Source organism: Flavobacterium cutihirudinis (assembly GCF_003385895.1).
GTDB lineage: Bacteria > Bacteroidota > Bacteroidia > Flavobacteriales > Flavobacteriaceae > Flavobacterium > Flavobacterium cutihirudinis.
This window is the reverse complement of sequence record NZ_QRDQ01000008.1, coordinates 1135618-1150975: the sequence shown is the minus strand read 5'-3', so window position 1 is coordinate 1150975 and position 15358 is coordinate 1135618. Positions and strand designations below refer to the sequence as shown.

Below are 15358 nucleotides of genomic sequence, written 5' to 3'. Positions count from 1 at the left end.
ATGGCGATTAAAGTAACAATGCCTCGTTTGAGCGATACTATGACGGAAGGAACGGTAGCGACTTGGTTAAAAAAAGTAGGCGACAAAGTTAGCGAAGGAGATATCTTAGCTGAAATTGAAACAGACAAAGCAACTATGGAGTTCGAATCTTTTAACGAAGGAACTCTTTTACATATCGGAATTCAAGCTGGAGAAACCGCTCCTGTTGATTCATTATTAGCCATCATTGGTAACGAAGGAGAAGACATTTCTGCTCTTTTAGCTGGTGGTGATGCTCCTGCTGCTGCTGAAGCTCCAAAATCGGATGCTCCTGCTGCTGAAGCAAAAACAGAAACTGCTGCTCCTGCAAAAGCTGCAGCTGAATTACCAAAAGGTGTTGTAGTAGTAACTATGCCACGTTTGAGTGATACAATGACTGAAGGTACAGTAGCAACTTGGTTGAAAAAAGTGGGTGATGCTGTAGCTGAAGGTGATATTTTAGCAGAAATTGAAACTGACAAAGCGACTATGGAGTTTGAGTCTTTCAATGCTGGAACATTATTATACATCGGAATTCAAGAAGGAAACACTGCTCCTGTTGACAGCTTATTAGCTATCATTGGGCCAGCTGGAACTGATATTTCTGGAATTGCCGACAATTATACTGCCGGAGGCGCTGCACCTGTAAGTGCTCCTGCTGCAGAAGAAACAAAAGCTGCTCCTGCCGCTGAAAAAGCAACTGAAACTGTTGCTGACAATTCAAACGGAGGAAGAATTTTAGCTTCCCCTTTAGCTAAGAAAATTGCTTCTGACAAAGGAATCCAATTAAACCAAGTTAAAGGATCAGGAGAAAACGGACGTATCGTGAAAAGCGATATTGAGAACTTTACTCCATCTGCACAAGCACAACCTGCTGCTTCTGCACCTGCTGCAAAACAAGAAGCTTCTGCTCCTGCTGCACCAAAAGTATTTGTTCCTGCTGGGGAAGTTTTCACAGAAGAGATCAAAAACTCTCAAATGCGTAAAATCATTGCAAAACGTCTTGCAGAATCATTATTCACTGCTCCTCACTACAACTTAGTGATTGAAGTAAGCATGGACGAAGCTATGCAGGCTAGAGCTGCTATCAATAGCGTTCCAGATACAAAAGTATCTTTCAACGATATGGTAATCAAAGCTTGTGCTTTAGCATTGAAAAAACACCCAAAAATCAACTCTACTTGGAAAGAAGATGCTATCATCATCAACCACCACGTAAACATTGGTGTTGCTGTAGCAGTTGAAGACGGATTAGTAGTTCCTGTATTGAAATTTACTGACGCTATGAGTTTATCTCAAATTGGTGGTTCAGTAAGAGATCTTGCCGGAAGAGCTAAAAACAAAAAATTAGGACCACAAGAAATGGAAGGAAGTACTTTTACAGTATCTAACCTTGGCATGTTTGGTATTACTGAATTCAATTCAATTATCAACCAACCAAACTCTGCTATCCTTTCTGTAGGTGCAATTGTTGAGAAACCAGTAGTTAAAAACGGTCAGATTGTAGTTGGAAACACAATGATGTTATCATTAGCTTGTGACCACAGAACAATTGATGGTGCAACTGGTGCTCAGTTCTTACAAACATTAAAACAATACATCGAAAGCCCAGTTACAATGTTGGCGTAATTAGTTGTTAATTTTATAATTAAATCCCGTTTTGTTTATTCAAAACGGGATTTTTTGTTTAATTTTCATCCTCTAATTCAATACCTCACAATATGAAGAAATTAATTCTTGCAGCTTTATTTCTGACAGCAATTGCCTGCCAGAAAAAAGAGCAAACCGAAAAACCAACAGCCATTGTAGATGAACATAGTTATTCAAAGCCAGAACTAGCTGTTGTAAAACATCTTGATCTTGATATCAAAGTCGATTTTGACACTCAAACCATTTCAGGAAAAGCATCTTGGACGATCGACAACGTTAGCAAAGGGAATGAAATTATCTTTGACGAAAACACTTTAAATATTACAAAAGTAACTTTAGGTGACGACGAAAAAGAAACCAAATTCGAGCTTGGTGCAGCCACCGAATTTCACGGAAAACCTATTCATATTACAATTGAACCAAATACGACTAAAGTAAACATTTATTACAACACAACTAAAGATGGTGTTGCACTACAATGGCTTAAACCAGAACAGACGGCAGACAAAAAGAAACCTTTTGTTTTCTCTCAAGGCGAAAGCGTTTGGTCACGTACATGGATTCCATGTCAGGATTCACCAGGAATTCGTTTTACTTACAATGCTAAAGTTACGGTTCCTAAAGATTTACTAGCTGTAATGAGTGCTGTGAATCCGCAGAAGAAAAATGATACTGGAGTTTACACTTTCAAACAAGACAAAGCAATTCCGTCTTATTTAATGGCAATTGCAGTTGGAGATATTGAATTTCAAGCAATCGATAATAGAACGGGAGTTTATGCAGAACCATCTGTTTTAAAAAGCGCAGCTTATGAATTTGCTGAACTTGGCAAAATGGTAAATGCTGCTGAAAAATTATATGGGCCTTACCGCTGGGGACGCTACGATGTTTTGGTTTTACCTCCAAGTTTCCCTTATGGTGGAATGGAAAATCCAAACTTAACTTTCTTAACTCCGGGCGTTATTGCAGGAGATCGTTCATTAACTAGCTTGCTTGCACACGAATTAGGACACAGCTGGAGCGGAAACTTAGTTACAAACGCAACTTGGGATGACATCTGGCTTAACGAAGGATTTACAACTTATGTAGAACACAGAATTGGAGAAGCAATCTTCGGAAAAAAAGAATTTGAAATGCAAAATGTTATCACTAACAAAGAATTAACCGATAACGTTGCAGAATATGGAGACACAAATCCAGATACAAGATTAAAAGTAAGTCTTACAGGAAGAAATCCCGACGATGGAATCAGCCAAATTCCTTATGTTAAAGGATATGCTTTTTTAAGAGTTATTGAAAACGCCGTTGGACGAGAGAAATTTGATCCGTTTATTAAGAATTATTTTGATTCTCATGCTTTTCAATCTATTACAACAGAAGATTTTGTAAAATATTTAAATGACAATTTAATCAAAGGCGACAAAGCTTTAGCAGATAAAATCAAATTAGAAGATTGGATTTATAAACCAGGAATTCCATCCAATATTCTTCCGGTAAGTTCAGCAGATTTTGATGCTATTGACAAAATTCAAAAAAGCTGGAGAGAAACTGGAGTCACAGGTTTAAGCAAAAAGATCACAACTACGGCAGAAAAACAGCACTTTATAGATCATCTTCCTGCTGATATTACTGCAAAAGAAATGGAAGCAATTGATAATGAATTCAACTTTACAAAAGGCGGGAATTTCATTATCAAGCGTCAATGGTTTGTTCAGGCATTAAAACATCAATACAAAACAGCATATCCAGCAATTGAGCAATTTTTAATTGGAATCAGCAGAACGGGTTCTGTAATGATGCTTTATAAAGAAATGGTTAAAACTCCTGAAGGAAAAGTTTGGGTAAAACAGGTTTTTGATAAAGCAAAATCTGGTTATCATGCTACAACAATTCAAGCTGTTGAAGGCATTTTAAAATAAATAACTACAAACATTTAGTTTATAATTTTATATCCCGTAGGGATTGCATATCGGTAGAAAAAAAATGCGAACGTTTCTATTGTCCCGTTAGGGACTAAACCAATTCTTTATAATGTGTAGTCCCTGAAGGGACAAATGACCATAATGCATAATATTCTTTTTCTACCGATATGCAATCCCTACGGGATATAAAATTGTAATCATTCAAATGCCCTATTACGATGTGCAATAGGGCATTTTTTTATCTAAAAACTACTCAGGGAAAATTATCCATCACATAGCGTCAATCCTCCATGTTCTAAAATCTGTAATCGCCGCAACTTTGTAATGTCAAAAGACAACAACAAATAACAACTTTAAAAATTAAATAAAATGGCACGATTAACAGCATTAAACCCAGAAGAAGTAACAGGAAAAACTAAAGATTTATTCAATGCAGTTCAGGCAAAATTAGGTGTTGTTCCAAACATGATGAGAACAATGGGAAATTCTCCAGCGGTTCTTGAAGGATATTTGAATTTAAGTGGCGCATTAAGCCATGGAAAATTAAGTGCAAAAACAGGTGAATTAATTGCATTGGCAGTTTCAGAAAGCAACTCTTGTGATTACTGTTTAGCAGCGCACACTTTTATTGGAGAAAAATTAGTAAAAGCAGATCCAGCAGTTTTACAGGCAGCAAGAAAAGGAAATTCTGATGACGTTAAAACAGAAGCTATTTTACAACTAGCTAAAACTTTAATCAGCAAAAATGGTTTAGTAAACGATGAAGATGTTAACAAAGCTAAAATTGCAGGAGTTTCTGATGCTGAAATTGCCGAAACTATTGCACACGTAGCTTTAAATGTTTTAACAAACTACTTTAACAACGTTGCTAATACTGAAATAGATTTCCCAGCGGTTTCTAGCTTAGAATTTCAAAATTAATACAACAAAAAACAAACTATAAAGATAGCTCTGAATTCATTTCGTAGCTATCTTTATAGTTTCAAAAACAGCCTATTATGAGCTCTCAAAATGTTTTCACTTTAATAAATCCGCAGAATGGTAATTTGGCTTTCAAAATTCTTTCGTTTGATGACAACAGCCATTTCGATCATTTACAGCGAAACAATTACTATTCTTTGATTTGGGTAACCAAAGGAAAAGGCAAAGTAAAAGCTGATTTTGCAGAACATCATTTTGAAGAAAATTCACTTCTTGCCTTCTCGCCTTATCAGCCTTTTATGCTTTGCGTAAACGAACCAATTGAAGGAATCGCGATTCACTTTCATCCTGATTTTTATTGTATTCACATGCATCAAAAAGAGGTTTCTTGTAATGGCGTTTTATTCAATAATATTTATCAGCCACCTTATGTTCAAGTTACAGAACAGGCTTCACAGACTTTTAAAATGGTGATTGACCAAATGAAAGCTGAAATTCAGAATGCAGAATTGGCACAATATGAATTACTTATTTCGTATTTAAAAATCTTCTTAATCACAGCTTCTAGATTAAAAACAGAACAATTAGAAGAAATGCAATCGGTTCCAGATTCAAAAGAACCTATTATTCTTCAAAATCTAAAAGATGCAATTGAACTGAATTTCAAAACCAAGCATTCTGCAGGAAATTATGCCGATTTGCTCAATATTTCTCCAAAAGCATTAGCCAAACTAGCTAAGAATTATTTCAACAAAACGTTAACCGATTTAATATCGGAAAGAATCATTATCGAAGCCAAAAGAGAATTATATATGACCAACAAAACGGTCAAAGAAATCGCGTATGAATTAGGTTATGACGACGAACATTATTTCAGCCGTTTCTTTAAAACAAATGCTGATGTTTCGCCACAAATTTATCGTGAGACAGTAGGCTTTGGAAAAATGGAAGCTTAGTTTAGAGTTTTCAGTTTTCAGTCGCAGTTTTCAGTAATTATAGGTCTGAAAACTGCGACTGAAAACTGCGACTATTTATTCTTCGCTTCAATCCATTTTGACATATACATTGTACTTTTAAAAGCGTGATGCTGCAACAAATTACCCATAAAATTATGAAGACGATGACTTTCGGAATCTATTAAAAGCGAATTTGTCAACGAAATCAATTTATTTGAATAATCCTTTTTTTGATAACATTTATTGATGATGTTGATACCGTTTTTCTGAGCTTGTTTCCAAAGATTTTCATCTTGATAAAGTTCGATTGCTTTTTTTGCAAAAACTTCAGGATTATCTTCAATAAAACCATTCCAAGGTAAATCAAAATGCATAGCTTCCGAACCAATTGAAGTTGTAACACTTGGTGTTCCGCATTGCATCGCTTCTAATAATTTTCCTTTTAAGCCTGCACCAAAACGGATCGGCGCCAAAACAATTCTTGATTTTTTTACAATTTCATTTGCATCTCCAGCTCTTCCCATTATAAAAAAACCATTTTTAGGCTGATGCAATTGCAAAACTTTCTGCGATGGATAAGCACCATAAACTTCCAAAATAGCTTCTGGAAAATCCTTTTTTATAAAAGGCCATATTGATTCTTTTAAATGCTGAACGGTATTCCAATTCGGTTCATGGAGAAAATTCCCAATGAAAACAAAGTTTTTTCTATTCTCAAAAGAAGGCAGTTTAAGCAACTCTTCTTCATTCATTTCTTCAACCAAAAACGGAAGATAAAAAACTAAATCACTACTTATTTTGAAAACATCTTTCAGAATATTCATTTCATATTCTGAAATAATCAAAGACAAATCGCATCGTAAAACACTGGCTATTTCTCGTTTTGCGACTTCTTCAGACAACAAATCCGAAAGCTCAAAAGTTCGTTTTTCTTTAAAAGCTTTTTGTCTTGCAGTTCTTAAACAATGCAAATCCTCAGTATCTAAAATCCGGATTGCTTTCGGGCATTTTTCGATTATTCTCCATCCAAATTGTTCTTCGATCATAAATCGGTCAAACAAAACTACATCGGGATTTAATTCGGCAGCAAAATCATCAAAACTGGAAGAATTAAGTTCTATGCTTTTTTTAGAAACTCCAAACTCAGCTAAATCAACCATAAAATCACTGTCCTGTGCGGCGCTGGCAAAGGTAATTTCGAATCCATTTTCTTTGAAAATAGAAATCAACTGCATCATTCTTCCACCTGCTGCAGAAGAATTCGGCTCAGGCCAAACAAACCCAATAATTAAAAGTTTTTTTATCTGATTCATAATATTTGTTTCATATTACAAAATAATGCTTTTTTCCGCGGATTTGCACCCAATTTCCTGAGATTCGGTTGTAAAAAAACACTAATTTTGTAGGAACATTTTTTTTAAAGAATTATGCTAGGATTAAAGTTAGCGACGGACCCTCGCTGGGTAAATATAGTCGAATCAAATATCGAAGAAATTTTAACGGATCACGCTTGGTGCGAACAAAAAGCAGCTTCAAATGCGATAAGCATTGTTACTTATAACTCTGAATTAGAGGAATTAGTGACTGAAATGCTGGTAATTGCCCGTGAAGAGCTGGAACATTTACAGATGGTTCATGATGTAATCAAAAAACGCGGACTTACTTTAGGGCGCGAACGCAAGGATCATTATGTAAATGAACTTTTTAAGTTTATGAAGAAAGACGGAAGTCGAAGAGACGCACTTTGTGATCGATTATTATTTTCTGCAATGATTGAAGCCAGAAGTTGTGAGCGTTTTAAAGTACTTTCAGAAAATATTAAAGATGAAGAATTGGCAAAATTCTATCGCGATTTAATGATTTCTGAAGCAGGACATTATACCACTTTTTTAGGTTTCGCCAGAAAATACCAAGACAATATCGATATTGATAAACGCTGGAAAGAATGGATTGAATACGAAGGTTCTATAATTACCAATTACGGAAAAAGCGAAACTGTACACGGGTAATTTTTTCTGAATATTTTCTAAAAACAAATACCATAATTTGATATGACTACAAGTAAAAAGAAATCCATAGTATTGAAAATCCTTAAATATCTTGGAATAACCTTTGTTGTTATTATAGGATTATTGTTTTTAACGCCAATTATTTTTGCGGACAAAATTAAAGAACAGATTAAGAAAACAGCAAATGAAAAGCTTAGCGCAGAATTGAATTATTCTGATGTTTCGGTTTCATTTTTTCACCACTTTCCTTCACTGACACTAACTTTAAGCGATTTAAACCTTAATGGATCTGCTCCTTATACTAAAGAAAAATTCATTACAGCAAAGGAAGTTTCTTTTGGAATAAATGTTGCCAGTCTGGTTTTTAGCAAAACGGTAAAAATTGATCAAATTTACTTGTCAAATTCTTTTATCAATGTAAAAATAAATGAGAAAGGAGAGGCAAATTATAACATTTACAAATCGTCAAAACCTTCAGATCCTCAAGACAGCACCGAAACCGCTTTAAAATTAGAACGAATTGAAATTTTAAATAGCAAAATAATTTACGACGACCAGTCGACTAAAGTCCATTTTGATGCTTTTGGTTTTAATTATTTAGGGAAAGGCGACTTAAACAAATCGGTTTTTGATTTGTATTCGAAAGCTAAAATCGAAAAATTAAATATTGTTTACGAAAATGAACCTTATTTAATGAACAAAAAGGTCGACGCCGATTTGATTACGAAAGTAAATGTCAATTCGTTATCTTTTTTCTTCCAGCAAAACAACTTAAAAATCAATCAGCTTTTAGTCGATTTTAAAGGGAAATTTGACTTTTTGAAAGATGGCTATAATATGGATTTTGTAATAAAATCAAATAATAGCAAGCTGTATGATGTTTTCACAGCTTTCCCTCCAAAATATATTACCTGGCTCTCTAAAGCCGAATTGAAAGGAAATACAAATCTTCTTCTGACTTTAAAAGGTGATTATATTGCTTCACAAAATATTGCTCCGGAACTCGATCTTGATGTAAAAATCGACAGCGGATTTGTGAATTACAACAAAAGTGCTTTTCCGGTTTCCAACCTAAATTTAGATGTTAAAACTAAAGTCCCAAATTTAAATCCGGACTTGGTAGATGTCGATGCTAAAAATCTATCATTAAACATTAATAAAGATTATTTAAAATCGAAATTCCACGTAACCGGAGTAACTACTCCAGTTGTTGATGCCGATTTAAAAGCTAAAATCGATCTTGGAAAATTGATGACCGCTCTTGGAATTTCAAATATTGTATTGAAAGGAAATCTTGACGGAGACGCTGTAGTTAATGGTAAATTCGATCAAAAAAATAGACTTTTCCCAAAAACGCAAGGAACAATTAATTTAGAAAACGGATATTTAAAAACACCATATTACCCAAATCCGATTACAAATATTACTATTAAATCCAGAATCGACAATCAAAAAGGAACCTATGACGATTTGAAAGTAAAACTAAAACCGGCACAATTTACTTTTGAAGGAAAACCTGTTTTTGTAGAAGCCGATTTAAGCAATTTTGATGATTTGACATATGACATTAAAGCAAAAGGAGAACTTGATGTTAACAAAATTTATAAAGTTTTCTCTCAAAAAGGTCTTGATTTAGACGGTTTTGTAAAAGCTGATGTAGTTTTGAAAGGAAAACAAAGCGATGCTGAAAAAGGCAATTACAGCAAACTAAACAATAAAGGAACACTTGAACTACGAAACATTGGAATTACATCAGAATATCTGCCTAAAAAATTCATTATAATAGAAGGAATTTTTAAAATCAATCAAGATAAAATGTATTTCAACAACTTCTTGGCTACATACGGAAAATCTGATTTTACAATGAATGGTTATTTACAGAATGTCTTTAACTATGCGACCTCGAATACAGGTGTTTTAAGAGGCTCATTTAAATCTTCATCAAGATATATTAATGTTGATGAATTTATGTCCGAAACTACTGCCGGAACTTCTGTTACAGAAAATTCAGCTCCAAAACCGGAAACAAAAACAGGAAATACGCAAAGTGGTGTTATTATAATTCCAACCAATCTGAATTTGAATTTTACAGCTAATGCTCAAAAAGTCAATTTTGACAAATTAAATCTTCAAAACGCAACAGGAAACCTAAGTATGAACAAAGGTAAACTGACGATGCAAAATACAGGTTTTGATTTAATTGGTTGCAAAGTGACTATGAATGCTAATTATCAGGCTATAACTCCACAAAAAGCAAATTTTGATTACGCTATCAAAGCAACTGATTTTGATATCAAAAGAGCGTACAACGAAATAGAAGTCTTTAGAAAAATGGCAAGTGCTGCAGAAAAAGCACAAGGAATTGTTTCATTAGATTATCAATTAAAAGGACGTTTGAACGGAAATATGGAACCTGTTTATCCTTCACTGACCGGTGGCGGAACACTTTCTGTAAAAGATGTAAAAGTTCGAGGATTAAAAATGTTTACTGCCGTGAGCAAGGAAACCAATTCGGAATCAATGAAAAATCCAGATCTTTCTAAAGTTGACATTAAAACGACGATCAAAAATAATATTATGACGGTAGAACGTTTTAAATTCAAATTTGCCGGCTTCCGCCCAAGAATCGAAGGAACAACAAGTTTAGACGGAAAACTGAATTTGAAAATGCGTTTAGGACTACCTCCATTAGGGATTTTCGGAATTCCGCTTACTGTTACCGGAACACAGGATAATCCTAAAATAAAAGTCGGCAGAAAATCTCAGGATCTGGAAGAAACTAAGGATACTGAAGAATAAAATCATAAAAACCTGTTCATTACGAACAGGTTTTTTATTTTATTGTAAATTATATTTATAGCTTTGATTTTCAAATCAAAAAAAGATCAGTAAGCGATTTAGTCATGAAACATTCAAAAAAAGGTGAATTTTACGGTCAGACCAACAAAACAATTTTGCTTGAAGGAATTACATTGACAGATACCGTTTATACACATCCTAAAGTAGATTGGCATTATCATGAGCATGCTTATTTTACATTTATCCTTCAGGGAAATGTTATTGAAGGCAATAAAAAAGAAGTCTATAATTGTTCTCCGGGCAGTTTATTGTTCCACAATTGGCAGGAAGCTCACTACAATATTAAACCAGATGGCTTTACAAGAGGTTTTCATCTTGAAATTGAAAAACAATGGTTTGATGATTTAACACTCAATAGCGATAACTTTCAAGGAAGTAACTCGATTTTAAATCCGGACATTAAACTTTTAATGTATAAAATTTTTAGGGCAACTAAGGTTGATGATATTCATTCTGATCTCGCTACACAAACATTGTTGATTGAGATATTATCAAAACTAAATGGTAATTCCCACTCGATTCTACATAAAAATCCCAAATGGGTTTTAATGATTGACGAAATTCTCCATGACCAATTCACAGAAACAATCACACTTGATTATTTGTCAAAAACACTAAACATACACCCTATTCATCTTTCAAGAGATTTTTCAAAATATTTTCACTGTAATTTGGGTGAATATATCCGAAAATTAAAAGTAGAAAAAGCTTTATCTTTAATTTCATTACCAAATAAATCTCTAACTGAAATTGCGTACGAATGTGGATTTTCTGATCAGAGCCACCTGACCAGGTCTTTCAGAGAAATAAACGGCTTAAACCCTTCGGAACATAAAAAATTACTTTTCAAAAAATAAGTCAGATGTTAATTCTATACAATTTTATGAAATCACCGTGCCGTAGTTTTGCATTTTAACTCTTATAAAAATCACATGATAAAACGAATCTTTTTAGTATTAATATTAGTTTTTAGCTGCATTGTTTCGGCACAAAGCAATGATCTGATTAAAACCGATGGAATCAAAACCGAGCTGCACAAAAATAATATCGGCAAGATTACTTTTATGAATGGAAACATTCCTTTAGATCAATACAAAGAATCTGATTTTCTAAAATCTTTCGAACTAAAACGCAAATCAGATTTGAATATCAGAGTTTTTATGGATAATTCTGTTACGAATTATTTACATAAACTAAACCCTGATTTGACTGCAGAAAAGCTTTTACAAACAGGAAACCTTCAATTTTCCTTTTATATTGACAACAATTTCATTTATAAAGAAAACATTAATTACGGATGCAATTTTGGATCAAGCGGAAACAAAAATACTTCAACAACATTTAGAGTTCCACTTACGAGCTCAAAAGGAGAAGATTGGTGGGCAATGTATATGTGGGACAGATTTAAACTTAATGGCGGTGAAAAAGTTTTGACCGAGGGCACACACAAACTAAAAATAGAAATTCGTCCTTATCTAAAAAATGACAATAATGACGTTACAACTGGAGAACTAATCGCAAAAGGCGAAATTCAGCTTATTATAAAAACTCCTAGATTAACTGCAAAACAAATCGAAATTCAGCCAATAGCAACAAACAGCGACTGGGAGCTCTCAAACTTTTCTTTTGACAAAAAGAAGATAGAAAAACTTAATAATGATATCGCAAATTATAGTTTGAAGGAAATAACAAGCGTTGTTGTTATTTACGATAAAAAACTATTGCTTGAGGAGTATTTCAATGACGCAAACAGAAACACTTTACATGACACCCGATCAGCAGGAAAGTCTTTTGCATCAACATTAATGGGAATTGCCATAAAAGATGGACATATTAAAAATGAAAATCAAACTCTGAACAATTTCTATAATTTAAAGGAATTTACAAATTATGAAGCAAAAAAGGACAGTGTAAAAATAAGAGATTTACTCACGATGAGCTCAGCATTCGACGGTTCTGACCAAGATGGTGATTCACCAGGAAACGAAGAAAACATGTATCCAACAGATAATTGGGTAAAATTCACTTTAGACTTACCCATGGATAATTCTAAAACTAATGGAGGCAAATGGGATTATTTTACAGCAGGCACAATTTTATTAGGCGATATTATAAATAAATCTGTTCCTGATGGATTAGAAAAATATGCTGATAAAATGCTTTTTAAACCCTTAAACATAACAAATTATCAATGGCAATATACGCCCCAAAAAGTAGCCAACACCGCGGGAAGCCTACAAATGACTTCACTTGATTATGCAAAATATGCTCAATTATATAAAAACAAAGGTATCTGGAAAGGCCAACAAATTATTCCGGCTGACTGGATTCAAAAAACTTTAACGCATCAAATTCAAATTCCTGAAAGAGAAAACCAATTCTACGGCTTTTTGTTTTGGAACAAGACTTTTACTTTCAACGACAAAAATTACGAATCCTATTATTGCGCTGGTAATGGAGGAAATGAGTTTATAATTTTCAATGACCTTCCTCTGGTAATCATTATCACTTCAAAAGCTTACAACAAACCATATGCACATGCACAGGCAGATAAAATTGTATTAGATTATATATTGCCTTCTATAATAAAGCAATAAATAATATCGTTTCTTTATATAGATAATCACATAAAATTTATAGAAAACAAAAAACCCGTTCATTTCTGAACGGGTTTTCTATAATAATTTATCTAATGATTATGCTTCGAATGGAAGGATAGATACATAAGATTTGTTATCTTTTTTCTTTTGGAACTTAACAACTCCAGCTACTCTTGCGTGTAGTGTGTGATCTTTACTGATGTAAACGTTTTCACCTGGATTATGTTTTGAACCTCTTTGTCTAACGATGATGTTACCAGCAATAGCAGCCTGACCACCAAAAATCTTAATACCTAAGCGTTTTGATTCTGATTCTCTACCATTCTTCGAACTACCGACACCTTTCTTGTGAGCCATGACGTATGAGTTTAAATATTGTTATTATTCTTTAGTAGCCTCTTTTTTTGCTTTTGGAGCTGCTTTTTTAGCTTTAGGAGCTTCTACTTCTTCAGTAGCTACTTCTTCTGCTACAACCGCTTTTTTAGCTGCTGCTTTTTTAGTTCCTCCTGCTGCAGTAATACCTTCAATTACAATTTGTGTAAGATATTGTCTGTGACCATTTCTTTTTTTGTATCCTTTTCTTCTTTTCTTTTTGAAAACGATAACTTTATCACCTTTTAAGTGTTGTAACACTTTAGCTTCTACTGAAGCACCTTCTATAGCTGGGGCGCCTAAAGTTACATTTCCGTTATCATCTAATAAAAGAACTTTGTCAAAAGAAACTTTTGAACCTTCTTCATTAGCCAAACGGTGAACATAAACCTTTAAGTCTTTGCTTACTTTGAATTGTTGCCCTGCTATCTCTACGATTGCATACATACCAAATTGATTTATTGATTTTTAAGGTTGCAAATATACAACTAATAATTTATTGTGCAATCCCAAATTATAAAAATATTAAATTCGCTTTAATATCTGTTTTTCAAGGGATTTTGCGTCTATAAAAGCCAGTTTTCAAAGTAAATGATTGTTAAAGTATCACCAAAATAACCCTCAAAACACAATTCATAACTAAAAAAACTTATTTTTGATGTAACTAAAATCAACCCTTGACTACCTATTTGGTTAGGTAAATGTAAATTATTAATCTCTATGAAAAATTCAATAATGATGTTAAGTGCTGCATTAATGCTCGGCGGAGTTGCTCATGCTCAAAAGGTAGCTTTTGAAGAATATAACCTAGACAATGGCATGCATGTCATTTTGCATAACGATCCTTCTGCGCCTGTAGTTATCACATCTGTGATGTACCATGTTGGCTCGAAAGACGAACGCCCTGACCGAACAGGATTTGCACACTTTTTCGAACATTTATTATTTGAAGGAACTCAGAACATCAAACGTGGTGAATGGATGAAAATCGTTACCGCAAACGGAGGAGTTAATAATGCTAATACTTCTGATGACAGAACGTATTATTACGAAGTTTTTCCATCAAACAGTCTTGAACTTGGTTTATGGATGGAATCAGAACGATTAATGCACCCTATTATTAATAAGATTGGAGTTGACACGCAAAATGAAGTTGTAAAAGAAGAAAAAAGAATGCGTTACGACAATCAGCCTTACGGAAATATTCTTCCGGAGGTTAAAAAGAACATGTTCAAAAACCATCCGTATCGCTGGACTACAATTGGTTCTATGAAAGATTTGGATGCCGCAACTTTGGAAGAATTTCAGGCTTTTAATAAAAAATTCTACACGCCAAATAATGCAGTTTTAGTAGTTGCGGGAGATTTTGACAAGGTTAAAACAAAAGAATGGATTCAGAAATATTTTGCTCCAATTCCAAGAGGAGAAGAAGTTAAGAAACAAACTTTTGTCGAAGAACCAATTACCCAAACTATAAAAGCAACTTATGAAGATCCTAACATTCAGATCCCAATGGTTGTTGCTTCATACAGAACGCCATCAATGAAAACGAGAGATGCAAGAGTCTTAGATTTAATATCTTCTTATTTAAGTGATGGAAAAAGTTCAAAATTATACAAAAAAATAGTTGACGATAAAAAAATGGCGCTTCAGATTGGCGCAGTTGGATTCAGCCAGGAAGATTACGGAATGTACATTTTATATGGTTTACCGATGGCACCAAACACAACGGCCGACATTTTAAAAGAAATGGACGAAGAAATCGTAAAAATTCAGACCGATTTGATTTCTGAAAAAGATTACGAAAAATTACAAAACAAATTCGACAATAATTTCGTGAACGCTAATGCAACTGTTGAAGGAATTGCCGAAAATCTGGCTTCTTATTATTTGCTTTACGGAGATGTCAATCTGATTAATACCGAGATCGATCTTTATCACTCTATAACAAGAGAAGAAATTAGAGAAGTCGCCAAAAAGTATTTAAACCCAAACCAGCGTTTAATTTTAGATTACGTCCCTTCAACTAAAGTTCAAAATTAAGAGCCCGA

Annotated in this window: 12 protein-coding genes; 9 read left to right on the top strand and 3 right to left on the bottom strand. The window is 33.8% G+C overall.

Annotation, left to right across the window (positions count from 1 at the left end):
• The 4 genes from BD847_RS10670 (at position 1) to BD847_RS10655 (ending at position 5467) form a co-directional block, all read left to right on the top strand.
• The gene (locus BD847_RS10670; protein ID WP_115888232.1) at positions 1-1647 is read left to right on the top strand and encodes a pyruvate dehydrogenase complex dihydrolipoamide acetyltransferase; all 1647 of its coding nucleotides are present in this window, start codon (positions 1-3) and stop codon (positions 1645-1647) included.
• 92 nt (positions 1648-1739) lie between these two features.
• Positions 1740-3587, top strand: coding sequence for a hydrolase/aminopeptidase (locus BD847_RS10665; protein ID WP_115888231.1), 1848 nt, complete (start codon positions 1740-1742; stop codon positions 3585-3587).
• Between the two features lie 372 nt (positions 3588-3959).
• Positions 3960-4511, top strand: a complete 552-nt coding sequence (locus BD847_RS10660; RefSeq protein WP_115888230.1) for a carboxymuconolactone decarboxylase family protein — start codon at positions 3960-3962, stop codon at positions 4509-4511.
• Between the two features lie 77 nt (positions 4512-4588).
• Positions 4589-5467 carry a helix-turn-helix domain-containing protein gene (locus BD847_RS10655; protein ID WP_115888229.1) on the top strand — a complete coding sequence of 293 codons (879 nt, stop codon included), beginning with the start codon at positions 4589-4591 and terminating at the stop codon, positions 5465-5467.
• A gap of 71 nt (positions 5468-5538) precedes the next feature.
• On the opposite strand, the gene BD847_RS10650 is transcribed toward BD847_RS10655, so the two are convergent.
• Entirely contained in the window at positions 5539-6780 is a 1242-nt protein-coding gene (locus tag BD847_RS10650) for a glycosyltransferase family 4 protein (RefSeq protein ID WP_115888228.1), read from the bottom strand.
• Between the two features lie 114 nt (positions 6781-6894).
• On the opposite strand from BD847_RS10650, the gene miaE reads away from it, so the two are divergent.
• The 4 genes from miaE to BD847_RS10630 all read left to right on the top strand — a co-directional run bounded on the left by miaE (position 6895) and on the right by BD847_RS10630 (position 12932).
• On the top strand, positions 6895-7476 hold the full coding sequence (gene miaE / locus BD847_RS10645) for a tRNA-(ms[2]io[6]A)-hydroxylase (protein ID WP_053472563.1): 582 nt from the start codon (positions 6895-6897) through the stop codon (positions 7474-7476).
• A 42-nt stretch (positions 7477-7518) separates the two neighbouring features.
• Positions 7519-10275: an AsmA-like C-terminal region-containing protein gene (locus BD847_RS10640; protein WP_115888227.1), complete on the top strand. Its 2757-nt coding sequence runs from the start codon at positions 7519-7521 to the stop codon at positions 10273-10275.
• A gap of 104 nt (positions 10276-10379) precedes the next feature.
• Positions 10380-11192: a helix-turn-helix domain-containing protein gene (locus tag BD847_RS10635; RefSeq protein WP_115888226.1), complete on the top strand. Its 813-nt coding sequence runs from the start codon at positions 10380-10382 to the stop codon at positions 11190-11192.
• 75 nt (positions 11193-11267) lie between these two features.
• Positions 11268-12932 carry a serine hydrolase domain-containing protein gene (locus BD847_RS10630; RefSeq protein ID WP_115888225.1) on the top strand — a complete coding sequence of 555 codons (1665 nt, stop codon included), beginning with the start codon at positions 11268-11270 and terminating at the stop codon, positions 12930-12932.
• A gap of 99 nt (positions 12933-13031) precedes the next feature.
• On the opposite strand, the gene rpmA is transcribed toward BD847_RS10630, so the two are convergent.
• Together rpmA and rplU are read right to left on the bottom strand one after the other, a co-directional pair.
• Positions 13032-13292: a 50S ribosomal protein L27 gene (rpmA, locus tag BD847_RS10625; protein WP_068844918.1), complete on the bottom strand. Its 261-nt coding sequence runs from the start codon at positions 13290-13292 to the stop codon at positions 13032-13034.
• Positions 13293-13316: 24 nt separating this feature from the next.
• Positions 13317-13754 (bottom strand): 50S ribosomal protein L21, encoded by a 438-nt coding sequence (gene rplU / locus BD847_RS10620; RefSeq protein WP_115888224.1) that lies wholly within the window; start codon positions 13752-13754, stop codon positions 13317-13319.
• A gap of 273 nt (positions 13755-14027) precedes the next feature.
• Here rplU and BD847_RS10615 point away from each other — a divergent pair, with 273 nt between their 5' ends.
• Entirely contained in the window at positions 14028-15350 is a 1323-nt protein-coding gene (locus BD847_RS10615) for a M16 family metallopeptidase (protein WP_115888223.1), read from the top strand.
• Positions 15351-15358: the final 8 nt, after the last annotated feature.

What these genes read in the sequence shown, in the direction of transcription:
- BD847_RS10670 (WP_115888232.1), top strand. Translation starts at nt 1, where the DNA reads ATGGCGATTAAAGTAACAATGCCTCGTTTGAGCGATACTATGACGGAA.
- BD847_RS10665 (WP_115888231.1), top strand. Translation starts at nt 1,740, where the DNA reads ATGAAGAAATTAATTCTTGCAGCTTTATTTCTGACAGCAATTGCCTGC.
- BD847_RS10660 (WP_115888230.1), top strand. Translation starts at nt 3,960, where the DNA reads ATGGCACGATTAACAGCATTAAACCCAGAAGAAGTAACAGGAAAAACT.
- BD847_RS10655 (WP_115888229.1), top strand. Translation starts at nt 4,589, where the DNA reads ATGAGCTCTCAAAATGTTTTCACTTTAATAAATCCGCAGAATGGTAAT.
- BD847_RS10650 (WP_115888228.1), bottom strand. Translation starts at nt 6,780, where the DNA reads ATGAATCAGATAAAAAAACTTTTAATTATTGGGTTTGTTTGGCCTGAG.
- miaE (WP_053472563.1), top strand. Translation starts at nt 6,895, where the DNA reads ATGCTAGGATTAAAGTTAGCGACGGACCCTCGCTGGGTAAATATAGTC.
- BD847_RS10640 (WP_115888227.1), top strand. Translation starts at nt 7,519, where the DNA reads ATGACTACAAGTAAAAAGAAATCCATAGTATTGAAAATCCTTAAATAT.
- BD847_RS10635 (WP_115888226.1), top strand. Translation starts at nt 10,380, where the DNA reads ATGAAACATTCAAAAAAAGGTGAATTTTACGGTCAGACCAACAAAACA.
- BD847_RS10630 (WP_115888225.1), top strand. Translation starts at nt 11,268, where the DNA reads ATGATAAAACGAATCTTTTTAGTATTAATATTAGTTTTTAGCTGCATT.
- rpmA (WP_068844918.1), bottom strand. Translation starts at nt 13,292, where the DNA reads ATGGCTCACAAGAAAGGTGTCGGTAGTTCGAAGAATGGTAGAGAATCA.
- rplU (WP_115888224.1), bottom strand. Translation starts at nt 13,754, where the DNA reads ATGTATGCAATCGTAGAGATAGCAGGGCAACAATTCAAAGTAAGCAAA.
- BD847_RS10615 (WP_115888223.1), top strand. Translation starts at nt 14,028, where the DNA reads ATGAAAAATTCAATAATGATGTTAAGTGCTGCATTAATGCTCGGCGGA.